This is a genomic window from Amycolatopsis anabasis (genome assembly GCF_009765355.1).
Classification (GTDB): Bacteria; Actinomycetota; Actinomycetes; order Mycobacteriales; family Pseudonocardiaceae; genus Amycolatopsis; species Amycolatopsis anabasis.
In genome coordinates, this window is the sequence record NZ_VTHK01000091.1 from 1 (window position 1) to 22,620 (window position 22,620).

A 22,620-nucleotide genomic window follows, 5' to 3' on the forward strand; every position below is an offset into this window, starting at 1 on the left:
AAACCAACCTCGGCGGCTGGTGCGAAAAACACCACTACCTCAAAGACCAACCCGGCTGGAACTTCCAACCCCAACCCAACGGCACCATCACCATCACCACACCCACCGGCGGCACCTACACCAGCCAACCCGAACCACTCCACGAACCCCGCACTTGAGAACTCCTTATACCGCAACGGCACTTGGTGGTGTGTGGTAGATCATCGTGTTGTGATGGGTGAGCTGGATCGGGCGCATGTATCGCCCCTAACGCGGAGTACCTGCGCGGGCTGGTCGCTGGTGCGGAGGGGACAACGAGTGGACGCTGGCTGAGCAGGCCGCGGAGGTGTCGCTGGACGGGATGCAGGGGGCCAGGATCCCGTACGCATCGCCGGTCAGCCGGGGTGGGGACAACTGGTCGTTGACCCGGCGCTCGATCACCGACCCGACCGAGATCGCCTGCTACGTCTACTACGGACCCGCCGGGCCGCCCTGGCGGGCCTGGCCTGGATCGCCGGGGCTCGCTGGCGGATCTTCAGAGCAGGTCGCGCGGGATGACTTCGTGCCAGTTCCGGGAGAACACGCGTTCGGTGCCCTCGTATCCGTCCAGTTCCGCGTGCAGCACCAAGTCCGTTGCCGTGCAGCGCAGTTCCTGCCGGGTGACCGTGCGCACGTTCCAGTCGCCGCGCGCGAAGGTCATCGCCCAGGACGTTTCGCCGCGTACCGTTTCGAAGTCCTCGGCGACCCAGGCGTACCGCTCGTACGCGCGGCGGCCTACTTCGAGGTCGATGTCGTCGAACCGCACGACGCCGGAATCCTTGACGATCTCCAGTGCGGACTCGTAGTCCACGAGGTCCCGGCACACCTGCCATCGTTGCTCACCCGGGCGGATCGAGGTGGTGGTGATCGGCGGCGCTCCCTCCGGTTCGCCGAACGGTCGCAGGGTCACCTCGTCCGATTCGGCCACCGGGCGGATCGGCAGGGTCAGCGAGCTGGCTCCGGTGAACACGCTCAACCGTACCGGTTCCGGTGGCGGCCAGGCGAGCGGCCAGTACGAAGTGGACAGTGACAGCCGGATCCGGTGCCCGGCGGGAAAGGCTTGCCCGACGCCGTTTAGCTCGAGGGTGACCCGGTAGCGGCGGCCCGGTTCCAGCGGTTCCGGATCGTCGTGGCCGTTGCGGTGCGTCAGGTTGAGCAACCCGTAGGTCACCCGCGTGGCCCGGCCGTCGGGGGCCACATCGGACAGTCGCGCGGCGATCATCGCGATCGGACGGTTGACCGCCACCTCCAGATCGACCGTGGGCGCGCCCAGGATCTCGCAGCGTTCGGTGAGGTCGTCGGTGTCGAAGACCAGCGAACCGCCGTCCTCCTCGCGCTGGTCGTAGGGCAGATCGGGCGGCGCGTTGTAGGAGGCCCACTTACCGGCGAACTGGCCCACCGAAAGCGGCGATTCGACGGTCAGCTCCCGTTCCTCCACCGACTCGTCCGGCCGCGCGATGCGGTGCCAGGCCAGCGGGTGTTCGGCGGGCCGGATGTGCGGCGACGGCCAGGCGGGCTCGCCGACCCAGCGGCCCGGCCGTTCCTCGTACGAGGTGGACGGCGGTACGCTCTCCTGCATCCAGGTGCGCAGCATGGGTTCGTCCAGCATCCCGGTGTCCACGTCCTTGAGCCAGTGGTCCCACCAGCGCACGACCTCCTGCAGGTAGCCGATCGCCGGGCCGGGCTCGCCGAGGTGCGGGTACTTGTGCGACCAGGGACCGATCAACCCCTTGCGGGGCACGTCCAGATTCGCCAGCAGGCGCGAAACCGCGTTCGAATAGCCGTCGGCCCAGCCGCTCGACGCGAACACCGGAACCCGTACGTCGTGGTAGTTCTCGCACACCGAAGCGTGCCGCCAGTAGTCGTCGCGCCGCTGGTGGCCGAGCCAGTTCCGGGCCCACAAACCGCTGTTCGCCAAGCGATCCAGCCACATCTCCCGCCACTTGTCGCCGACCAGCGCGGGATCCGGCGGCAACGTGCTGTAGGCGAACATCGTGCCGGCCTCGGCGAGGTTGTCCGACAGCAGGCAGCCGCCCATGTAGTGCATGTCGTCGGCGTACCGGTCGTCGGTGAACGAGGCGATCACGATCGCCCGCAGGCTCGGCGGTTTGCGGGCCGCGACCTGGAGTGCGGCGAAGCCACCCCAGGAAATCCCCATCATCCCGGTCTTGCCGTCGCACCAGGGCTGGGACGCGATCCAGTCGAGGACGTCCTCGGCGTCGCGTTGCTCCTGTTCGAGGTACTCGTCGGTGAGCACGCCCTCCGATTCGCCGGTACCGCGCAGGTCGACGCGGACGCACGCGTAGCCGTGCCCCGCCAGGTAGGGGTGGTGGATCGAGTCGCGTTCCGCGGTGAGGTCGCGTTTGCGGTACGGGATGTACTCGAGGACGGCGGGCACCGGTTCCTCGCCCGAGGACACCGGCCGCCAGATCCGCGCGGCCAGCCGGGTTCCGTCGGAAACCGGGATCCAGACGTGTTCTTCCTCGGTGATCGGGTACGGCAGCGAGGTCACCGTCCGCATCGACTCACCCCTCTTCCTCCTCATCGGTGTCGTCGAATTCGAAGTGCAAGGCCGACACCGCGCGTTCGTACTTGGCGATCAGCTCGGGTTCGTCGCTCGCCCCGACGAACACGTCGGCGAGTTCGTAGCTGTAGCTGTCCTGCGCGGGCATGTCCGAGAGCCGCTCGCCTTCGCGGGGCACCACATCGACCTTGACGCCGGGCAGTTCGCGCCGCAACCGGTCGATCTCCTCGCCGGTCGGCACCCGCCGCACCACGCCGTCGGCGAACCGCCGGTAGTAGCACTTGGCGGCGATTCCGTACTCCCCCTGCCGGTGCGGGAGTCGCGGATCCTTGCCCAGCGCCACGCTGACCACGCAGTGGTGGTTCGGGAAACCGTCCACGTACTCGAACATCTCCGCGTGGGACTGCGAATGCCGCGGATTGATCTCCAGGAGATTGACCTCACCGGCCTCCGGGTCGCAGAAGAATTCGATGCTGAACGTCGTCCAGTTCAAGCCGATCTGCCGGATCGCCCGCTCGGACAGGTCCCGCAGCCGGTCCGTCATCTCCTCGGGCAGCTGGGACGGGTACTGGTGGCGCAGGAAACTGGAGCGGCCCGGGTAGTTGATCGAATCGAGCACGCCGTAGACGACGACCTGTCCGTCGAACACGTACCCCTCGGTAGCCGCCTGCTGCCCGGACAACGCCTCTTCCGCGAGGCATGCCTGCCCACCCGCTTCCTCGATCTCCGGGGGCAGCTCGAGCTGGTCGAGGATGTATTCGAAGGGCCGGCCGACCCGGGTGATCCCGTCCCGGATCTCGCCGACGGCCGCCCGGAACTCCTCGTCGTCGCGCACCTTGAACGCGAGTTCCGAGGAGAACGACTTGACCGGTTTGAGCCACAGCGGGTAGCGCAACCCGTCCGGTTTCCGCGGCTCCCCGTCCAGCTCCACGAGCGCGAACCGGGGATGCTCGTCGAGCACCTTTCGCTGTTCCAGGCGGCTCCAGTACTTGTGCTCGCACTTCACCACCGACTCCAGGCTCGCGCTGCGCAGGTCGTAGCGCGCGCACAGGATCGGCACCATCGTGCTCACCGGGAAATCCCAGTACCCCACGATCGCGTCGATCGTGCCGTCGAACGCGTCCAGCTGCTCGGTGGCCTTGGTGATCAGGTCGGCCACCGGGATCTCACCGCGCTGCAGTTCGTCCACGCCCAGCAGCGGATGGAACCGGTACTCGCCGGCGTGCGGAATGTCGCGCAGGGTCTCCACGTTCGCCTCATCCAGCCCCACCACGAAGATGTTCGGTTCACTCACTACGCCTCCTTGTCATCCCCGCAGAAGATGCCCGTTCAGCGGGCCGCTAAACGTCGCCGGTTTGTGATCAACTGCCGGCCGTCGTACCGTCGAGGAGTCGGTGCCGTGGCGGATGGAGTGCGAGGAGGGTGAGCCCGATGGAAGCCCGTGACGCCGCCACACCGGTTCCCGCCAGGCTGACCGTGGAGGTGGCGCGCCGGGAACACGGGGTGGTGCTGGTCAACGCGGCAGGCGAAATCGATGTGGCCACCGTGCGTGACTGGCACGTCGAACTCGAGGCCGCGCTCGGGCCGCCCCGGCCGGAGATCCTCGTCGCGGATCTGACCGAGGTGACGTTCCTCAGCAGCAGCGGCCTCAACACCCTGGTCCAGGTCAACGAGCGGGCCGAGTCGCTCGGCGTCCCGTTCCGCGTCGTGGGCCGGTCCCGGCCGGTGCACCGGCCCCTCGAGCTCACCGGCTTGACCGACACGCTCGGCTACTACGGCTCGGTCGCCGCCGCCTGCGCCTCCGTTCGCGGTCACCGGCCCAGCGGGGTGTAGCTGAACCCCTGGCCGGTCAGCTGGTCCGGGTCGAGCAGGTTCCGGGTGTCCACCACCGCCCGCCGGTCGGCGACCTCGGCGAGCTGGGCCCAGTCGAGGTCGCGGAACTCCGGCCATTCGGTGAGCAGCACGATGGCCGCCGCGTCCTTGGCCACCAGCACGGGATCGTCGACCAGATGCACCGGGTCCACCCGCGCCGACGGCGGGACACCGGGGTCGTAGCCGGTGAGCACGGCCCCGCGCCGGGCCAGTTCCCGGGCGATCTCCAGTGCGGGCGAGTGCCGCAGATCGTCGGTGCCCGCCTTGAACGCGAGCCCGAGCAGGCCGATCCGCGCACCGGCCAGTGAACCACCGGCCGCCCGGCGGACCTTCCGCACGATCCGCTCGCGCTGGTGCGCGTTCGCGTCCACCGCCGCCCGCAGCAGGGCGAAGTCCACCCCGGACTCGGCGGCGATGCAGGCCAGCGCGCTGGTGTCCTTGGGCAGGCAGGAACCGCCCCATCCCGGCCCCGGCGCCAGGAAGTCCGCGCCGATCCGCGGGTCCAGGCCCATCGTCGCGGTCACGTCGGTGACGTCCGCGCCGAGGTTCTCGCACAGTTCGGCGAGAACGTTCACATAGGACAGTCGCAGGGCGAGAAAAGCGTTGCTGGCGTACTTCGCCAGCTCCGCGCTGGCGGTGCCGGTAACCACCACCGGGGCGTCGAGGCTCGCGTAGAGGGCACGCACCCGGTCCCGGGCGTCCGGGTCGGCGGACCCGAGCACGATCCGGTCCGGATGCAGGAAGTCGTGGACGGCATGGCCCTCGCGCAGGAACTCGGGATTGCTCACCACCGGCACGTCCGTGCGCCCGAGGAGCCCGGGAATCCGCTCGGCGGTCCCGACCGGCACCGTCGACTTGGTCACCAGCACGCAACCGGGCCGCAGGATCGGCGCGAGTTCCCCCAGCGCGGAGCTCAGCGCGCCGAGATCGGCGACGCCGCCCTCCCCCATCGGCGTCGGCAGGCACAGCAGCACGGTTCCCGCGTCGGCGAGCGCGCGGAGTTCGGTGGTGAACCGCAACCGGCCCGCCGCCAGGCCCGCGCGGACCATGTCGTCGAGGCCGGGTTCGCCGATCGACACCACCCCGCGGCCGAGTTCGTCCACTTTGGATTGATCGACGTCCACGGCCACCACCCGGTGGCCGAGGCTCGCGAAGCAAGCCGCGGTGGTGAGCCCGACATACCCGACGCCGAGCACGCCGACGAGTTCGCTACCCATGGCACAACCCCCTGATCCGCATCCGTCGCACGGCCTCGAGCACGTCCGGGACCGCGATCCGCAGCAGCCCGGGGTCCGGGCTCCCGGCGAACGGATCGCCGACCCGCCCGGCCCACAGCACGACATGCCGGTCCCGATCGGGCGGCGGGCCCCAGCGGCCCGGCGAGGTGGGGCCGAACAGCAATACCGACGGCGTGCCGTACGCCGTCGCGACGTGCCCGATCCCGGTGTCCCCGCAGACCAGCAGCGCGGCATCGGCGACGAGGGCGGCCAGTTCGGCCAAGCCGGTGCGCCCGGCGAGCACCGCGTCCGCGCCCAGCCCGGCTTCGGCGGCGACCCGTTCGGCCAGTTCAGCTTCCGCGCCGGTCCCGGTCACCACCACCCGGTGGCCATCCTCGGCCAGGGCCCGCGCGACCGCGGCGTAGCGGTCCGGCGGCCAGCGGCGGGCCGGGAACGCGGCGCCCGGATGCACCACGACCGCTCCCGGCGCCGGGCTCGGGACGTCCGGCCGGGACAGCTCGAGGGCGCCGGGGTCCGCGGGAATCCCGTGGTAGTCCAGCAACCGGCACCACCGGTCGGTTTCGTGCGAGTTCTCCTGCCACGCCGGGCCGGGCAGGTCGGGAAAGGCCGGATGGCGGTGCGTGCACAGTCGCCACGGCCGGGTGGCCAGCAGATCCGCGATGCTCTCCGGCCCGCTTCCGTGCAGGTTCACCGCGAGATCCGGGGCGGGACCCGGCCAGTGCAGCGCACCGAGGCCCGCGGTGGGCAGCAGTTCGTCCACCGCGCCGGTGAGCTCGGCGAGATCGCGCAGCGGCTCCGGCGCGGCGAGCGTGATCCGCGCGAGCGGGAAGGCGGACCGCAACGCGCGCAGCGCGGGCACCGCGACCAGCAGGTCGCCGAGCCCGAGCGCGCGGAGCACGAGGACGCGGTTCACGGCCAGGACGCCTCTTCCGAGCAGCAGACCACCAGCTCGCGCACCTGGCAGCCGGCGGGCTGGCGCAGCGCGAACAGCACGGTCTGCGCCACGTCCTCCGGCTGGTTCAGCTTGGCGTCCGGCGGCGGCTTGTACTGGTCATCGCGGCCGTCGAAGAACGCCGTGTGCATTCCGCCGGGCACCAGCATGGTCACCCCGACCCGGCCCGCGGTCTCCGCGGCCAGTGCCCGGGTGAACCCGACGACACCCCATTTCGAGGCGCAGTAGGCGGTGGCGTCGCTGACCGCCTTGATCCCGAGGGTGGAGGAACAGGTGACGACCGTGCCACCGGAGCGTTCCAGATACGGCAGCGCGGCACGCACGACCGCCGCGGTGCCGAACAGGTTCACCCGCACCACCCGTTCCCAGGTTTCGGCGGGCAGCGAGTCCAGCTTGCCGGGCGTGTCGACCCCGGCCGCGGTGAACACCGCGTCCAGCCCGCCCGCGGTCTCGGCGAGTTCGGTGACCGCGCGTTCGGTGGCCGCGGTGTCGGCCAGATCGGCGAGCACGTGGTCCACGTCGATCTCCGGGGCGGCCCGGTCGATCACCAGGGGCCGCCCGCCTTCCTTGCGGACCGCCTCGACGGTCGCGGCGCCCAGCCCGGACGCGCCGCCGGTGATCAGGACATTGCCAGGCGAGTTCATGAATCTCCTTTCGGGTCAACGGGTTCCGTGCGCGGCCGTGACCAGCCGGGTGGTGGAATACCCCGCCACCATCGGGACCAGCACGACCTCGCCGCCGTGGCGGCGCACCACTTCGGCTTCCGGCAGATCGGCTTCGACGTAGTCGCCCCCCTTCACCCACACCTCGGGGGCGAGTTCGTCGAGCAGGCGCGCGGGCGTGGCCTCGTCGAAGACCAGCACCGCGTCGACCGGTTCGAGCGCGCGCAGCAGCCGGGCCCGGTCGGCCTCGGACACGATCGGGCGGCCGGGTCCCTTGCGGCGGCGCACCGAATCGTCCGAGTTGAGGCAGACGATCAGGGCGTCCCCGAGCGACCGCGCGTGTTGCAGCAGGCTGACGTGCCCGGGGTGCAGCAGGTCGAAACAGCCGCCGGTGGCCACGAGTTTCCCGCCCTGGCGCCGGATCCAGGCCGCGAGCTCGAAACCCGAGGTGACCGGGCGCGGCGCGGGACGCGGGCACTCCGAAAGCGAACCCGCCGCTCCGGCCGCCACGAACCGGGCCGCCGCCTCGACCGCGGCGACCACCGCGTCACCGATGCCGCCGCCCTCGAACAGGGCGGCGGTGGCCGCGCTCGCGAACCGGTCACCCGCGCCGCAGGTGTCCGGAATCGCCCCGGCGGGAATCCGGCAGGAGCCCGGCACCGGGATGGCGCGGGGCTTTCCGGCACCCGGTCCGGCGAGAACCGCGCCCCGGTCGCCCGCGGTGACCGCGACCCCACTGCTCCCCCACCGGTCGCGCAGCACGGCGGCCAGTTCCCCGAGATCTCCCCGCGTCCCGGCGAACCGGGCGGCTTCGGCGTCGTTCGGCGTGACCAGCCGGGCGCCCGGCACCGGCCGCGCCCCGCGCGGATGCGGATCCCACACCACCGGGATCTCGGCGGTGCGGGCGGCGAGCAGCCGCAGGACGTCCGGATGCGCGGCGACCCCGCGGCCGTAGTCGGCCACCAGGATCGCACCGGCCCCGAGCAGGGCCGCGCGAACCCGGTCGGGCAGTTCGCCGTGGACGGCCCGGCCGGTACCGCGATCGATCCGCGCCACCGAATGCCCTCCGGCCCGGATCCGCGTCTTGCGGGGTGTTTCCCCGGACAGCGGCAAGGTGATCGGCTCGACCTCGCGGCGCAGCAGTTCACCGAGGCGCGCACCCGCCTCGTCGTCGCCGAAGGCGGTCACCAGCACCACCTCGGACACCGAACGGGCCGCGAGCCGCGCGGCCAGCCCGGCGCCGCCGGGGCGCTGCCATTCGCGCGCCACGTCCACGACCGGCACCGGCGCCTCCGGGCACAGGCGGTCGGCGCTGCCTTCGAGGTCGACGTCGAGCAACGCGTCCCCGACCACCACGAGCGGCCCGGTCATGCGGGAACCCCCAGCGTCTCGTCGAGCACGGCGCACAGGGCGTGCACGATCGCCAGGTGCACCTCCTGCACGGTGGCGGTGCTCGGCGCCTCCACCGCGATCGCGTCGTCGCAGACGGCCGCGAGCGGATTCGGCAGCGGCCCGGTCATCGCCCAGGTGGTCAGGCCCTGCTCCCGGGCGACCTTGGCGGCCGCGCACACGTTCTGGCTCTGCCCGCTGGTGGACAGGCCGACCAGGACGTCCCGCGGCCGCCCGTGTGCGCGGACCTGCCGCGCGAACAGTTCGTGTTCGCCGTAGTCGTTCACGATCGCCGTCCCGGCCGAGGTGTCGGCGTGCAGGGCGATCGCGGAGAACGGCTGCCGGTCGTGGCGGAACTTGCCGACCAGCTCCCCGGTCAGGTGCTGCGCCTCGGCCGCGCTGCCGCCGTTGCCGCAGGCGAGCAGCCTGCCGCCGGAACCGAGGACCTCGGCCAGGTGCCGTCCCCAGCTGTCGATCGTCGGCGCGGCGGCGCCGGTTCGTCCGAGTGCGCCGCGCAGTGCGGCGAAATGCTCCTCGATCATGCTGTACCTCCTAGTTCGGCGACCGCGTCCGCGACCTCCCCGGGCCGGACCCGGTCGAGGCAGGGGTGCCCCGGCACCGGGCAGGTCCGGGCCCGGGTGTCCCGGCACGGCGCGTGCTGATCGCCCAGCAGAACGGCGGGAACCCGGTAGGGCGCCCAGCGGGCGGCGGGTACGACCGGGGCGAACAGCGAGACGACCGGGGTGCCCACCGCCGCGGCCAGATGTGCGGGGCCGGTGTTCGGCGCGACCAGCACCCGCGCCCGGTCGAGAATCCCCGCCAGGCCGCGCAGATCGGTGGCCCCGCCCAGATCCAGTGCCCGGTCTCCGGCGACCCGCCGGGTGAGCGCGCGTTCGCCCGGCGCCCCGGTGACCACCACGCGGTGCCCCTCGGCGGCGAGGTGGCGCACGATCGCCGCCGAATGCCCGGGCGAGGGCTGGCGGGCGGGCGCCGAGGCCGCGGGATGCACCACCACGTAACCGGCCTCGCCGGTCAGCGCGGTCGTGTCCGGCAGCGGCCGGCGGATCGCGAGGCGGCCGTCGTCCCCGGGCGGGAGCGGGAAACCCGCCGCCCGCGCCAGGGAGAGCGCCCGTTCGGGCTCCGGCGGATCACCGGGCACCCGGTGCCGCAGATCCAGCAGCGAACCCGGGTAGTCCTCGCTGATCGCGCCGATCCACGGCACCCCGGCCTCGCGCAGCACGAGCGCGAGCGGCAGCGGGGACTGGTGGAACGAGGTGAGGATCAACGCGCCGTCCAGCCGCAGATCGCGAAGCCGGGTGCGCAGGGCGGCCAGCGATTCCGGGGTGACCGGCGGCGGCTCCGGGTCGATCCAGGGCGCGCGGTATTCGAGCACCCGGTCCACGCCGGGCAGCAGGTCGGCCCCGGCGCGGCCGCGCGGACCGGCCAGCAGCACCACCGATTCCGCCCGCGCGGCGACCGCGCGGACGCACGGCCCGGCGAGCAGGACGTCACCCACGTTGTCCAGGCGCGCCACCAGGATCCGGCTCAGCACGGCACTCTCCGCAGCGCGAACTCGGCCGCTTCGGAGAGGTCGGCGGCCACGGTCGCGTGCCGCCGGGCCTCCGCGACCTCCTCCGGCAGGGTGCGCGCGGTCGGGACGAGGATCGCTTCGGCCCCGGCGTTCCGGGCCGCTTCGACGTCCGAGCCGATGTCGCCGATCAGCACGCAGCGTCGGACGGGCACCCCCAGCGCCTCCGCCGCGCGCCGCACGAGGTGGGGCCGGGGTTTGCGGCACACGCAACCGTCCACATCGGAATGAACGCAGACCTGCCAGGTGCCGAACGGGCCGAGCAGTTCCTCGACCCGCGCGGTGACCGCGGCGAGCTGGTCCGGGGTGATGAGCCCGCGGGCGACCCCGGACTGGTTGCTCACCACGCCCACCGGAATTCCGGCCGCGCGCAAGCGTTCGAGCGCCTCCCGCGCGCCGGGCACGGGGCGCACCCGATCCGGGTCGGACAGGTACGGAACGTCTTCGATCAGGGTGTCGTCGCGGTCGAACAGCACGGCGACGGGCGGGTTCGCGCCGCGCCGCGCCCGGATCTCCCCGGCCGCGCGGTGCCAGCAGGCGACCGGTGGGATCAGCGCGCTGGTGACCGCCATCCGCGCGAGTTCGTCCCGCGTGCGCGGCCCGGGCAGGATGCGCCGCAGCGCGAACTCGGCGGTCAGCCCGGTCCACAACCCGGCCGCCGCGGCGGCCACCCGGCGGTTCCACGGCACGGCCGCGAGCGCGACGGCGGCGGCCAGGGTGGTCAGCGCGTGCTGCCGCAACCGGCCGGGTCCCTCGCCGATGAGCCGCCGCCAGCCACGCCCGAATTTACGGCGTAGCAAGGCGTTGTCCGCGTTACCGGTCTGGGCGCGCACGCTGGCGAAGAAATCCGCCCGGCGCGCCGGGTGGACGGTGACCCGTTCGCCCGGCAGGATCCGGAATCCCGCCGCGCGGACGCGCAGCGCGAGATCCGCGTCCTCGCGGTAGGCGCGCGGGAACCGTTCGTCGAAGCCGCCGACCGCGGCGAGCGCGGCGCGCCGGTAGGCCATATCGGCGGTGATCCACCAGGCCGACGCCAGCCCCTGGGTGCCGCGTTCGTCGTCGGTCGGGCGGCGGCCGTGCGGGGCCGGGACGTGGATGCGTCCCTCGGACGCGCCCACGTCGTCGTCGAGCGCGCTGAGGTCGGCGTGCAGCCGCGCGGGCCAGTCGCCCGGGGTGCGCACGTCGTCGTCGAGGAAGGCGATCCATTCGGTCGCCGCGAGGCGCCAGCCGGTGTTCCGCGCGGCGGCGGGCCCCCGGCCGCCCGAGCGGACCACCCGGGTTTTCAGCGTGGTTTCCGGTAGTGTCAACGGTTCTCCGGCCGGGCGGTCGTCCACCACGACGACTTCGGCCGGTGCGGGTCCCCGGCCGTCGCCGAGGGCGCGCAGCAAGGTGTGCAGCGCCGGTCGGCCCGTGGTGGGGATGACAACGGTGTAGTTCATCGGTTCACCTGCGCACGACGAACGGGCCGATCGCCAGCAGGTCGATCGGGCTGGACCCGAAGCATTCGAGCGCGTCGCGCGGATCGTCGACCATGGGGCGGCCCGCGGTGTTCAGGCTCGTGTTCACCACGGTCGGCAGGCCAGTCCGGGATTCGAACTCGCGCAGCATCGCGGCGAGCAGCGGTTCGTCGTCCGCGTCGACGGTCTGGATGCGGGCGGTGCCGTCCACATGCGTCACCGCCGGGACGCGGTCCCGCCAAGCGGGCGCCACGTCGTGCACGAAGAGCATGTACGGGCTGGGCAGCGGGCCGCGGGAGAACAGCTCCGCGGCGCGGTCGGCCAGCACCATCGGGGCGACCGGGCGGAACTGTTCGCGCCCCTTGACGTCGTTGAGCCGTTCCAGGTTCTCCCGGCGGCCCGGATGCGCCAGCAGGGAGCGGTGCCCGAGCGCGCGGGGCCCGAATTCGGCGCGGCCCTGGAACCACGCGACGATCTGGTCGTCCGCCAGTGCCTGGGCGACCGTGGCGGCCAGGTCGTCCGGGCGTTCGTAGGGCAGTTTCACCTTGTCCAGCCACGCCTGGAGTTCCGCGTCGCTCCAGCCGCGCCCGAGATCGGCGCCCGGCATCGGCGCGCAGGTCTCGCCGAGTTCGGCGGCGAGGTGGAGCGCGGCGCCGAGCGCGGTTCCGGCGTCCCCGGCCGCGGGCTGCACCCAGATCTCGTCGAACGGTCCCTCGGCGAACAGGCGGGTGTTGGCGACGCAGTTGAGCGCGGTGCCCCCGGCCAGGGTGAGCCGGCGCTGCCCGGTCTGCGCGTGCAGCCACTGGGCCAGGCTCAGCAGCACCTGCTCGATCCGCCGCTGCACGCTGCACGCGAGGTCCGCGTGCTCGGGGCCCCAGCCGTCCTCCGGTCCCCGGCGGGTCGCGTAACGCGACCAGTCGACCCCGTTGACGTGGAAGCCGCCGTCGCCGGTCGGGCGGATGTGCTCGCGGAACTCGGGCAGGAAACGCGGTTCGCCGTAGGACGCGAGCGCCATGACCTTGTACTCGTCGCTCGATCGGGCGAAGCCGAGGTGCTCGGTGAGGTCCTCGTACAGCAGGCCGAGCGAATGCGGCAACCGCTGGGTGGCCAGTTCGACCAGCTTGCCATCCCGGTATTCCCCGGCGAGGTAGGAAATGCTTTCGCCGCGCCCGTCCGCGACCAGCACGGCCGCGTCACCGAAGGGCGCGGCCAGTCCGGCCGAAGCCGCGTGCGCCACGTGGTGCCGGACGAACCGGACCTTCGCCGGGTCGAGGCCGGGCAGCACGGTCTTCAGGAACTGCGGCGCCCGGTGCGCGTAGGTGGTGCGCAGTTTCTCCCAGGCCGGATCCAGGCCCTCGAGGTCGTGGTCGACCAGGGCGGGGTCGTACGAGTAGGCCACCGCGTCCAGGTCCCGTTCGGTGATCCCGGCGGTCTCCAGGCACCAGCGCGCCGACCGCTCGGGCAGTTCCCACGCGGAGAACGGCACCGGCCGTTTGCCGTGCTTGCGGCGGCTGAACCGCTCCTCCTCGGCCGCCGCGACCGTCCGTCCGTCCACGATCAGGGCGGCGGCCGGGTCGTGGAACACCGCGTTGATTCCCAGGATGCGCACCTGGCCACCTCCGAGCCTCTCGGTCGTTTCTGGGGTCTCTCTATGTCGCTACCCGGCGAAGCGACGCTCAAACTCGAACTGGGCCGATTCGCGGACGCGTCCGCTCACTCGGCTACTTTCCGAAGCGGCTCTCCGGACGTGGCTTCCGTGGCGAACCAGCCGATCGTGCGGTTGAGACCGTCCGCCAGGGACACGCGCGGCCGCCAACCGAGTTCGGCGCGCGCCAGCGAGATGTCCGGGCACCGGCGCTTCGGATCGTCGACGGGCGCGGGGAGGTACCGGATCTCCGAAGAACTCCCGGTGAGGCGGCGGATTTCGCGCGCGAGTTCGCCGACCGTGCGCTCGTGCGGGTTCCCGAGGTTCACCGGCCCGGGATGATCGCCGTGCGCGAGCGCCAGCAAGCCGGCGACCGTGTCGTCCACGAAGCAGACCGAGCGGGTCTGCTCGCCGTCGCCGGTCACGGTGATCGGTTCCCCGGCGAGCGCCTGGTGGATGAAGGTCGGGATCATGCGGCCGTCGGTGCTGCGCATCCGCGGGCCGTAGGTGTTGAAGATCCGGGCGATGGTGGTGTCGGTGCCGCGCGTGGTGCGGTACGCGGAGGTGAGTGCCTCGGCGTACCGCTTCGCCTCGTCGTAGACGCTGCGCGGGCCGACCGGATTCACGTGCCCCCAATAGGTTTCCCGCTGCGGGTGTTCCCGCGGATCGCCGTAGACCTCGCTGGTGGAGGCGAGCAGGAACCGGGCGCCCTTCCGGTCGGCGAGGTCGAGCGCGTGCTCGGTGCCCCGCGACCCGACCCGCAACGTCTCGATCGGCAGGCGCAGGTAGTCGCGCGGGGAGGCCGGGCACGCCAGGTGGAACACCGCGTCCACGCCGCCTTTCACGGTCAGCGCGGTGGTGACATCGGCCTGCCGGAACCGGAAGCGCTCGTGGGACAGCAGGTGCCGGATGTTGTCCAGCACGCCGGTCGCCAGGTTGTCCGCACAGAGCACTTCGGTCCCGTCTTCCAGGAGCCGCGCACACAGGTGTGATCCGACGAAGCCCGCTCCCCCGGTGACCACCGCGCGCTCGAAGTGTTGTGCCATGCGAAATGACTACCCGCGACCAGTCCGGGCAAACTCCGTGATTGAGACGGTGCCTCCCGGGGTACCTGCTCAAGCGTGCGAGTACTGGTGACCGGCTGGCCGAGTTTCCTGCACGGGGAGGCGACGGCCGGCGACGTGCTGAGCATGCGCGTGGTGCGGTCCACCCTGACCGGCGCCGGGTTCGCCTGCGATCTCGCGTGGAGCCCGGGTTTCCGGCCCGGCGAACTGAGCCTGGACGACGCCGATCCCGCCGCCTACACCGATCTGGTGTTCACCTGCGGCCCGGCGCACGGGGAGCAGGTGCGCTGGCTGCACCGCCGGTTCGCCGCCTGCCGCCGGACCGCCACCGGGGTTTCGGTGCTCGACTGGCACGACCCCGCGGTGTCCGGATTCCACCGGGTCTACCCCCGGGACGCCCCGGATTTCGAGTCCACTGTGGACCTTGCGGCCTTCGCCCCGGTCGAACCGGCGCCGGTGGCCGGGGTGGTCCTCGCGCCCGGGCAACGGGAATACGGCGAGCGGCGGCGCCACGACGAGGTGCACGACCGGCTGCGGGACTGGCTCGGTTCGCTCGACTGCGCGGTCGTCGAGGCCGACACCCGGCTGGACACCGGGGACTGGCGGAAATGCTCCACACCGGACCAGGTGCTCGCCCTGTTCGCCCGGTTCGACGTGGTGGTGACCACCCGCCTGCACGGGCTCGTGCTGGCGTTGCGGGCCGGGGTCCCGGCACTGGCGGTGGACCCGGTGGCCGGCGGCGGGAAGGTGTCCGCGCAGGCCGCGGCCTGGCGGTGGCCCGCGATCGTCGGCGCCGAGGAAGCGACCGGCCCCGGCGCCCGGGAGGTTTTCGACGGCTGGTGGCGGTGGTGCCTCGACCGGAGGCCGCGATGAGGACCACGGTGGTGATCGCGACCCGGAACCGGCGGGAGCTCCTGGCGCGCACGCTCGAGCAGTTGGCCCGGTTGCGCCCGCGCCCGCCGGTCGTCGTGGTGGACAACGCCTCCCGGGACGGGACGGTGGAGCTGGTGCGCCGGGACTTCCCCGAGGTGGACGTGATTCCCTTACCCCGCAACGAGGGCGCGGTGGCGCGCACGGCCGGGGTGGCCTGCGCGGAAACGCCGTACGTCGCGTTCAGCGACGACGATTCGTGGTGGGCGCCCGGTGCGCTGCCCCGCGCCGAACAGGACCTCGACGCGCATCCGGACCTCGCGGTCGTGGTGGCGAAACCATTGGTGGGCGAGGACCACCGCCCCGATCCGGTGACACCTCTGCTGGCGGAGAGTCCACTGGGGACCGAAGACGGGCTGCCGTCCGTGCTGGGTTTCCTGGCGTGCGCGGCGGTGGTCCGCAAGGACGCCTACCTGGACGTCGGCGGGTTCAGCCCGCTGCTGCGTTTCGTGGCCGAGGAGAAGCTGCTGGCCTACGATCTCGCGGCCCGCGGCTGGAAGCTGCGCTACGACGACCAGGTCTGCGCGCACCACGATCCGGCGCCCAGGGCGGCGGGAAACCGGGGCCGGCGGACCTTGGAACTGCGCAACAACGCGCTGATCGCCTGGCTGCGGCGGCCAGCGGGAGTGGCCCTGCGGACGACCGCGCGGCTCCTGCCCCACGGCGTCCGGGAGCTCGCCGCGTGGCGCGCCCTGGCAGGCGTGCTGCGGCGGCTACCGGCCGCGCTGGCGGGCCGCGATCCGCTGCCCCGCGACGTCGAACGCCAGGTCCGCTTGCTGGAGAAGGGACACGGGCATTGACCGGGGAATCGAGAGCGACGGTCGTGGTGATCACCCACAACCGCCGCGAGGAACTGCTGACGACGTTGGGCTGGATGACCGGGTTACCGGACGCCGCACCCGTCATCGTGGTCGACAACGCCTCCACGGACGGGACCGCGGCGGCCGTCCGGCTGCTGTTCCCGGACGTGGAACTGATCCGGGCCGGGGAGAACCTGGGCGCGGTGGCCCGCAATCTCGCCGTGGAGCGGGTCCGGACGCCGTACGTGGCGTTCTGCGACGACGACACGCGGTGGGAACCGGGCGCGCTGCGGCGGGCGGCCGAACTGCTGGACGAGCACCCGGGGCTGGGTTCGGTGACCGGCAAGTGCCTGGTCGAACCGCGGCTGACCGAGGACCCGATCACGCCCGAGCTGCGGGAATCGCCGGTGCGGGGCCCGGACTGGTTGCCCGGGCCCGCGTTGCTGGGGGTGATGGCGGGGCTGAGCATGTTCCGGGTCACCGCTTTCCGCGAAGCCGGCGGATTCTCGCCGCGGCTGTGGCTGGGTGGTGAGGAGGAACTGCTCGCGCTCGATCTGGCCGCGGCCGGGTGGTGGATGTGCTGGGCGGAGGACGTGGTCATCCGGCACGCGCCCTCGCGACAACGGGATTCCCGGCGGCGGAGGCAACTGGGCATCCGGAACACGTTGTGGGTGCTGTGGTTGCGCCGGCCGGTGGTGAGCGCGGTGCGCCGCACCCTGGCCGTGCTGCGCGGTGCGCCCCCGGACCGGGCGACCGCCTCGGCCGTGGCCGAGGCGGTGCGCGGACTCGGCTGGGTCGCCCGCGAGCGCCGGGTCGTCCCCGGCTGGGTGGAGGAAGGTTTGCGCGCGCTGGAATCCGCGCGGGAGGGCACCTCGGCCCGGCAGTACGTCGACTGAGGACAGGGTGTCGTTTCTTGCGGGGGAACCGAGTGCGGGGTCGTGAGTGGACAGGCCGGTTGGAACCGGTCTGTCCACTCACGACCCACCCGCCACGCGGTCGAGGGCGAGTTCGGCCGGGACCACCCGGTCGTAGGCGCGCAGGGTGTCCAGCGCGACGCGGTCCCAGGAGTAGCGCGACCGGGCGCGATCGCAGCCCGCGACCCCGTAGGCCTGGCGGGTGAGGGGATCGGCGAGCAGTCCGCGCAGGGTCGCGGCGAGTTCGTCCGGGCGGCGCGGCGGGACCAGTTCACCGGTGACACCGTCCACCACGGTGTCGGTCAGCCCGCCGACCGCGGCGGCGACGACCGGCACCCCGCAGGCCATGGCCTCCAGCGGAACGATCCCGAACGGTTCGTACCAGGGGGTGCAGAGCACGAGATCGGCGGAGCGGAGGAGGCCGGGCATCTGGTCCCGGGACACCTGGCCGGTCATGGTGACGCGGTCGCGGACGCCCGCGCGGTCGGCCAGTTCCAGCAACCGGGTGGCCTCCGGGTCGTCCGTGAGGCGGCCGCTCGCCGGGCCACCGGCGATGATCAGCTCGGTGTCCGGGACACCGGGAAGCGCGGCGATCGCGGTGGCGAAGCCCTTGCGGGGCACCAGCCTGCCGACGGTGACGATCCGGTGCGGGCGGTTCCCGCGCTCGACCAGGCCCGCCGGGACGAATCGTTCGAGGTCGACCCCGCAGGGCGCCACCGAGATCTTCGCGCGGGGCACGCCCATCCGGATCAGCTCGAAGACCTCGTCCGAACAGGTGGCGAGGATCCGCGTGACCTCCTTGCCGATCATCCGTTCCAGTCTGATCCGGTCCGGCGGGCTGGTGTCCGCGTCGCCCTGGAACCGCCGCTTGACCACGCCCAGTGCGTGAAAGGTCTGCACCACCGGCACGCCCACCGCGCGGGCGGCGAGCACGGACGCCAGGCCGGACATCCAGAAGTGGGCGTGCACGACGTCCGGGGGTTCCCGGGTCCACATGCGCCGCAGGAACCGGCCGAACTCCCCCATGTGCGGCAGCAGCTCGTCCTTCGGCACCGGTTCGGCCGGCCCGGCCGGGACGTGCACCACGCGATAACCGGCGGGCGCGAACACCTCGCCGGGTGCGTCCGGATCGTCGCGGCGGGTGTACACGGTGACCTCGTGGCCGCCCCGGCACAACGCCGCGGACAGCTCGGCCACGTGCAGGTTCTGCCCTCCGGCGTCGACCTCGCCGAGCGCCGCCAGCGGATTGGCGTGCTCGGACACCATCGCGATCCTCATCGACTCCCTCCTCTCGCCGCGGTTCCCGCGGTCTCCGGGACCGCCCGCAGGAGCAGTTCGTCCCAGCGGCGCACGAACGCCTCGATTCCGTAGTGGGCCAGTGCGAACTCGCGTCCGAAACTGCCCATGCGGTGCGCGAGATCCGGATGGTCCAGCAGTTCCCCGAGCGCGGTGGTCAGCTCCGTGATGTCGGCGGACACGAAACCGGCCTCGCGGGGCACCGCGCGACTCGCTTCCGTGCTGGCCACCGCCACCACCGGCATGCCGAGGTGCATGGCTTCGATCAGGGACAGGCCCAGCGAAGTCCACCGCGCGGTGTGCACGTACACCCGGTTCCGCGCGACCGCGCGATGCAGTTCCGGCTGGGACAGATCGCCGACCGGCCGGATCCGGGCCGGATCGGCGCCCAGCGCGGAAGTCAGCCCGTCCAGGCCCATGCCGTACACCTGCAGCGGCGCGACCTCCGCGAACGCGGGCAGCAGATCGGTCCCGGTGACCCGCCATCTCCGCACCGGTTCGTTGATCATCACCGCGGCGGACCTCGATTCGCCGGTGTACAACCGGCCCGGGTCCACCACGCCGTGTTCGATCACCCGAGTCGGCGCGATTCCGGTGTCCCACATCAGACTGTTGAAGTGCGTGACGTGCACGACCGGGATGTCCTCCCGCCCCGCCAGGAAGTGCCGCGTGTCCGGCACGTTTCCGCGCGGCGTGTTGTGCTCCACGTAGATCGCCGGGATCTCGCTGCCCGGACGCCGCCCCAGCCAGCGCTGGGCCAGCTCCAGTTCCTCGGGACGCTGGAGGATCACCGCGTCCACCCCGGCCCCGGGCAGGTCCCCGGGCGCCACCTCGTGCGCCCGTTCGGGCCACGCCCGCCCCGCGCGCCCGCGCCCGTCCGGCCCGCGTCCGGGGACCGTCGGCAGCAGATAGGTGTGTGGCCCCTGCACGAACGACGTGGTCCAGGAACCGTGGACATGCCACACGAGCAGGCGAAGGCCGCGCTCGGTCACTCGTGTACTCACCGCACTCGTCATGGAGTAGTCATTGCCGCTCTGTGCACGACTAAACGCGTGACCCGGTGACTCGTTTGCTCCGCTTGGACGCCGGGTAGCCGGAGGACCCGACTCCCACCACGCCTCAACCAGGAGGAGCGATGACCGCCACCGAGCAGAACACCGATCTGATTTCGGTGATCACTTCGGACCACCGGGAAGTGGAGAGGGTGTTCCGCGAACTGGAAAGCGGACACGGCACCCCCGAGCACCGGCGGCAGCTGGCCGACCACGTGATCACCGAACTCGTGCGGCACTCGGTCGCCGAGGAGCAGTTCATGTACCCGGCGGCCCGGCGTGTCCTGGCCAACGGGGACGAGATCGCCGACCACGAGATCGCGGAGCACGCCCAGGCCGAACAGGAGATGAAGGAGCTGGAGGACCTCGATCCCGCCGATCCCCGGTTCGACCAGATGATCGGCAAGCTCATCGCCGACGTCCGGCACCACATCGACGAGGAGGAGGCCGACCTGCTGCCCAAGCTGCAGGCCGCCTGCGCACCCGAAGACCTGCGCGACCTCGGCGAGAAAGTGTTGCGGGCCAAGGAGTTCGCGCCGACCCGGCCGCATCCGAACGCGCCCAGCAAACCGCCGCTGAACCTGATCCTCGACCCGGGCGCCGGGCTGATCGACCGGGTCCGCGACCGGCTGAGCAACCGCGACGCATAACCAGCCCGGGGCCGGGGGAACTTTTCCATGGCCCGCGCCCCCGGCCCCGCCCCAAGGAGCACTGATGACGGAGTTCTTCGCCACGGGCCCGGGTTCGAGCCCGTTCGACCAGTTTCTGGCCCAGTTCTTCGGGAACGCCTTTCCCGGGCGCCGCCCGCATTCGGTCGACATCACCCGTTTGTTGAGCGATCAGGCGCGTGACCTCGTCGCCGAAGCCGCGGCCAAGGCCGCCGATGCGGGCCGGAACGACGTCGACGACGAACAACTGCTCTGGGCGGCGACCCAGGTCCCGGCCGTGCGGCAGCTGCTCGAACGCGCCGGGGCCGACGCGGACGCCCTGGCGAAGCAGGTCGAACCGCGGGCAGCCGAGCCGCGGGGCACGCCCACCGGACTGGCCCCGGCCGCGAAACGCGCCCTGCTGGACGCCCATGCCATCGCCCGGCAGCTCCGCTCGTCCTACATCGGACCGGAGCACTTGCTGCTCGCGCTCGCGGTGAACGTGGAATCGGCGGCCGGGCAGTTGCTCGCGCGCGCCGGCGCCTCCCCCGAGGCCCTGCAGCGCGGAATGGCCCCCGGGAAGCATGCGGCGCCGACGGAACGCCAGGGCGGCGGCCGCACGCCGACCCTCGACCAGTACGGGCGCGATCTCACCGAGCAGGCCCGGGCCGGCAACATCGATCCGGTGGTCGGGCGGGACGAGCAGATCGAGCAGACGATCGAGGTGCTTTCCCGCCGCACCAAGAACAATCCGGTGCTGATCGGTGAGGCCGGGGTCGGCAAGACGGCGATCGTGGAAGGGCTCGCCCAGCGCATCGCCGACGGCGACGTACCCGATCTGCTGGCCAACCGCAAGGTGATCCAGCTCGATCTGACCGCGATGGTCGCGGGAACCCGCTACCGCGGCGATTTCGAGGAACGCATGACCAATCTGCTCGCCGAGATCCGCGAGCACCGCGACGAGCTGATCGTCTTCATCGACGAGCTGCACACCGTGGTCGGCGCGGGCTCCTCGGAAGGTTCGATGGGCGCCGGGAACATGCTCAAACCCGCCCTGGCGAAGGGGGAACTGCACATCGTCGGGGCGACCACTTTGGACGAATACCGGTCGGACATCGAGCACGACCCCGCGCTGGAGCGCCGGTTCCAGCCCATCCTGGTGCCCGAGCCCACGGTCGAGGACACCGTCGCCATCCTGCACGGCCTGCGGGACCGGTACGAGGCGCACCATCAGGTCCACTTCACCGACGAGGCGCTCGTCGCGGCCGCGAACCTCGCCGACCGCTACCTGACCGACCGGTTCCTGCCGGACAAGGCCATCGATCTGGTGGACCAGGCCGGTGCCCGGATCCGGCTGCGGTCCGGGCGGCGGCCGAACCAGGTGCGCGAGCTGGAGGCCCAGCTCGACCAGCTGCGGCGGGACAAGGACCAGGCGGTCGCCGAGGAGAACTTCGAACGCGCATCCACCCTGCGCGACGACATCGCCGAGCTGCGCGAACGGCTCAGCCGGGCCAGTTCGGACGGCCGGCCGGACGGCGCGCCGCGGGTGGGCGCCCAGGAGATCGCCGAGGTGGTCTCCAGGCTCACCGGGGTGCCGGTCAGCCAGCTCACCGAGGAAGAACGCGACCGGCTGCTGCGCCTGGAGGAACACCTGCACGCGCGGGTCGTCGGCCAGGAGGAGGCGGTCGCCGCGGTGGCCGAGGCCGTGCGGCGGTCGCGGGCCGGGCTCGCCGAACCGGGGCGGCCGTTCGGCAGTTTCCTGTTCCTCGGGCCGACCGGGGTCGGCAAGACCGAACTCGCCCGGGCGCTGGCCGAGGCCCTGTTCGGGGACCAGGACCGGATGATCCGGATCGACATGACCGAATACGGGGAACGCCACACGGTGAGCCGGCTGATCGGCGCGCCGCCCGGATACGTCGGTTACGAGGAGGCCGGTCAGCTCACCGAGGCCGTCCGCCGGCGGCCGTACTCCGTGGTGTTGCTCGACGAGATCGAGAAGGCGCATCCGGAAGTGTTCAACGTGCTGCTCCAGGTGCTCGACGACGGCCGGCTGACCGACGGGCGGGGCCGCACGGTGAACTTCGCCAACACCGTGCTCATCATGACCAGCAACCTGGGTTCGGAACTCATCGTGAGCGGCACCCAGGGTGCGCTCGGGTTCACCCCGGCGCGCGACACGGACACCGACCGGCCGCTGCGCGAGCGGCTGATGCGCAAGCTGCGCGAATCGTTCCGCCCGGAGTTCCTCAACCGCATCGACGAGATCATCGTCTTCCGGCGGCTGGAGGCCGAGCAGCTCGACCAGATCACCGAACTGCTCCTGGAACAGACCCGGCGGCGCGCGCACGCCCAGGACGTGACCGTCGAGTTCACCCCGGCGGCGGTCCGGTGGCTGAGCAAGGCGGGTTACCAGCCCGAATTCGGCGCCCGCCCGCTGCGGCGCACGATCCAGCGCGAGGTGGACAACCCGCTGTCCGGGCTCCTGCTGCGCGGCGAGTTGCCCGCCGGTTCGAAGGTGCTGGTGGGCGTGGACGACGACGGCCTCGCCTTCGACGTCTCCCCCTAGCCCGCG

At 72.1% G+C, this 22,620-nt stretch carries 19 protein-coding genes; 6 read left to right on the forward strand and 13 right to left on the reverse strand.

The genetic code is table 11. The features are described from left to right. Nucleotides 1-514 precede the first annotated feature (514 nt). Both FXO23_RS47795 and FXO23_RS47800 read right to left on the reverse strand, forming a co-directional pair. A complete protein-coding gene (locus FXO23_RS47795) occupies nucleotides 515-2,539 on the reverse strand; it encodes a CocE/NonD family hydrolase (protein ID WP_158895377.1) in 2,025 nt (674 codons plus the stop codon). A gap of 4 nt (nucleotides 2,540-2,543) precedes the next feature. Further along, nucleotides 2,544-3,836 (reverse strand): ATP-grasp domain-containing protein, encoded by a 1,293-nt coding sequence (locus FXO23_RS47800; protein WP_158895379.1) that lies wholly within the window; start codon nucleotides 3,834-3,836, stop codon nucleotides 2,544-2,546. A gap of 137 nt (nucleotides 3,837-3,973) precedes the next feature. Here FXO23_RS47800 and FXO23_RS47805 point away from each other — a divergent pair, with 137 nt between their 5' ends. Continuing rightward, nucleotides 3,974-4,375 (forward strand): STAS domain-containing protein, encoded by a 402-nt coding sequence (locus FXO23_RS47805; protein WP_158895381.1) that lies wholly within the window; start codon nucleotides 3,974-3,976, stop codon nucleotides 4,373-4,375. Here FXO23_RS47805 and FXO23_RS47810 read toward each other — a convergent pair. From FXO23_RS47810 to FXO23_RS47850, 9 genes are all read right to left on the reverse strand, one after another. Beyond that, a complete protein-coding gene (locus tag FXO23_RS47810; protein WP_158895383.1) occupies nucleotides 4,354-5,631 on the reverse strand; it encodes a UDP-glucose dehydrogenase family protein in 1,278 nt (425 codons plus the stop codon). The genes FXO23_RS47805 and FXO23_RS47810 overlap by 22 nt on opposite strands. After that, the gene (locus FXO23_RS47815) at nucleotides 5,624-6,571 is read right to left on the reverse strand and encodes a glycosyltransferase family 9 protein (RefSeq protein ID WP_158895423.1); all 948 of its coding nucleotides are present in this window, start codon (nucleotides 6,569-6,571) and stop codon (nucleotides 5,624-5,626) included. Before FXO23_RS47815 ends, FXO23_RS47810 begins: the two co-directional genes overlap by 8 nt. Then, complete coding sequence (locus FXO23_RS47820; protein ID WP_158895385.1) at nucleotides 6,562-7,248, reverse strand: SDR family oxidoreductase; 687 nt, start codon at nucleotides 7,246-7,248, stop codon at nucleotides 6,562-6,564. Before FXO23_RS47820 ends, FXO23_RS47815 begins: the two co-directional genes overlap by 10 nt. A gap of 15 nt (nucleotides 7,249-7,263) precedes the next feature. Further along, nucleotides 7,264-8,637, reverse strand: coding sequence for a D-glycero-beta-D-manno-heptose 1-phosphate adenylyltransferase (gene rfaE2 / locus FXO23_RS47825; protein WP_158895387.1), 1,374 nt, complete (start codon nucleotides 8,635-8,637; stop codon nucleotides 7,264-7,266). Next, complete coding sequence (locus FXO23_RS47830) at nucleotides 8,634-9,197, reverse strand: D-sedoheptulose-7-phosphate isomerase (RefSeq protein WP_158895389.1); 564 nt, start codon at nucleotides 9,195-9,197, stop codon at nucleotides 8,634-8,636. Before FXO23_RS47830 ends, rfaE2 begins: the two co-directional genes overlap by 4 nt. Beyond that, nucleotides 9,194-10,207, reverse strand: coding sequence for a glycosyltransferase family 9 protein (locus FXO23_RS47835; RefSeq protein WP_179957078.1), 1,014 nt, complete (start codon nucleotides 10,205-10,207; stop codon nucleotides 9,194-9,196). The genes FXO23_RS47830 and FXO23_RS47835 overlap by 4 nt, the downstream gene beginning before the upstream one ends. Continuing rightward, a complete protein-coding gene (locus tag FXO23_RS47840) occupies nucleotides 10,201-11,682 on the reverse strand; it encodes an HAD-IIIA family hydrolase (RefSeq protein ID WP_158895391.1) in 1,482 nt (493 codons plus the stop codon). Before FXO23_RS47840 ends, FXO23_RS47835 begins: the two co-directional genes overlap by 7 nt. A gap of 4 nt (nucleotides 11,683-11,686) precedes the next feature. After that, nucleotides 11,687-13,309, reverse strand: a complete 1,623-nt coding sequence (locus FXO23_RS47845; protein ID WP_158895393.1) for a carbamoyltransferase family protein — start codon at nucleotides 13,307-13,309, stop codon at nucleotides 11,687-11,689. A 104-nt stretch (nucleotides 13,310-13,413) separates the two neighbouring features. Next, a complete protein-coding gene (locus FXO23_RS47850; protein ID WP_158895395.1) occupies nucleotides 13,414-14,391 on the reverse strand; it encodes a UDP-glucuronic acid decarboxylase family protein in 978 nt (325 codons plus the stop codon). A gap of 75 nt (nucleotides 14,392-14,466) precedes the next feature. On the opposite strand from FXO23_RS47850, the gene FXO23_RS47855 reads away from it, so the two are divergent. Genes FXO23_RS47855 through FXO23_RS47865 form a run of 3 tightly spaced genes read left to right on the forward strand, consistent with a single transcriptional unit; the run spans nucleotide 14,467 to nucleotide 17,035 of the window. Then, on the forward strand, nucleotides 14,467-15,282 hold the full coding sequence (locus FXO23_RS47855; protein WP_158895397.1) for a polysaccharide pyruvyl transferase family protein: 816 nt from the start codon (nucleotides 14,467-14,469) through the stop codon (nucleotides 15,280-15,282). Further along, the gene (locus FXO23_RS47860; RefSeq protein ID WP_158895399.1) at nucleotides 15,279-16,139 is read left to right on the forward strand and encodes a glycosyltransferase family 2 protein; all 861 of its coding nucleotides are present in this window, start codon (nucleotides 15,279-15,281) and stop codon (nucleotides 16,137-16,139) included. The genes FXO23_RS47855 and FXO23_RS47860 overlap by 4 nt, the downstream gene beginning before the upstream one ends. Continuing rightward, nucleotides 16,136-17,035 (forward strand): glycosyltransferase family 2 protein, encoded by a 900-nt coding sequence (locus tag FXO23_RS47865; protein WP_158895401.1) that lies wholly within the window; start codon nucleotides 16,136-16,138, stop codon nucleotides 17,033-17,035. Before FXO23_RS47860 ends, FXO23_RS47865 begins: the two co-directional genes overlap by 4 nt. 78 nt (nucleotides 17,036-17,113) lie before the next feature. Here the strand turns inward: FXO23_RS47865 and FXO23_RS47870 are convergent, their stop codons facing one another. Further along, the gene (locus tag FXO23_RS47870; RefSeq protein WP_158895403.1) at nucleotides 17,114-18,331 is read right to left on the reverse strand and encodes a glycosyltransferase; all 1,218 of its coding nucleotides are present in this window, start codon (nucleotides 18,329-18,331) and stop codon (nucleotides 17,114-17,116) included. Next, entirely contained in the window at nucleotides 18,328-19,365 is a 1,038-nt protein-coding gene (locus tag FXO23_RS47875) for a glycosyltransferase (RefSeq protein ID WP_158895405.1), read from the reverse strand. The genes FXO23_RS47870 and FXO23_RS47875 overlap by 4 nt, the downstream gene beginning before the upstream one ends. Nucleotides 19,366-19,484: 119 nt before the next feature. Here FXO23_RS47875 and FXO23_RS47880 point away from each other — a divergent pair, with 119 nt between their 5' ends. Both FXO23_RS47880 and FXO23_RS47885 read left to right on the forward strand, forming a co-directional pair. Then, the gene (locus FXO23_RS47880; protein ID WP_158895407.1) at nucleotides 19,485-20,051 is read left to right on the forward strand and encodes a hemerythrin domain-containing protein; all 567 of its coding nucleotides are present in this window, start codon (nucleotides 19,485-19,487) and stop codon (nucleotides 20,049-20,051) included. A 64-nt stretch (nucleotides 20,052-20,115) separates the two neighbouring features. After that, on the forward strand, nucleotides 20,116-22,614 hold the full coding sequence (locus FXO23_RS47885) for an ATP-dependent Clp protease ATP-binding subunit (protein WP_158895409.1): 2,499 nt from the start codon (nucleotides 20,116-20,118) through the stop codon (nucleotides 22,612-22,614). Nucleotides 22,615-22,620: the final 6 nt, after the last annotated feature.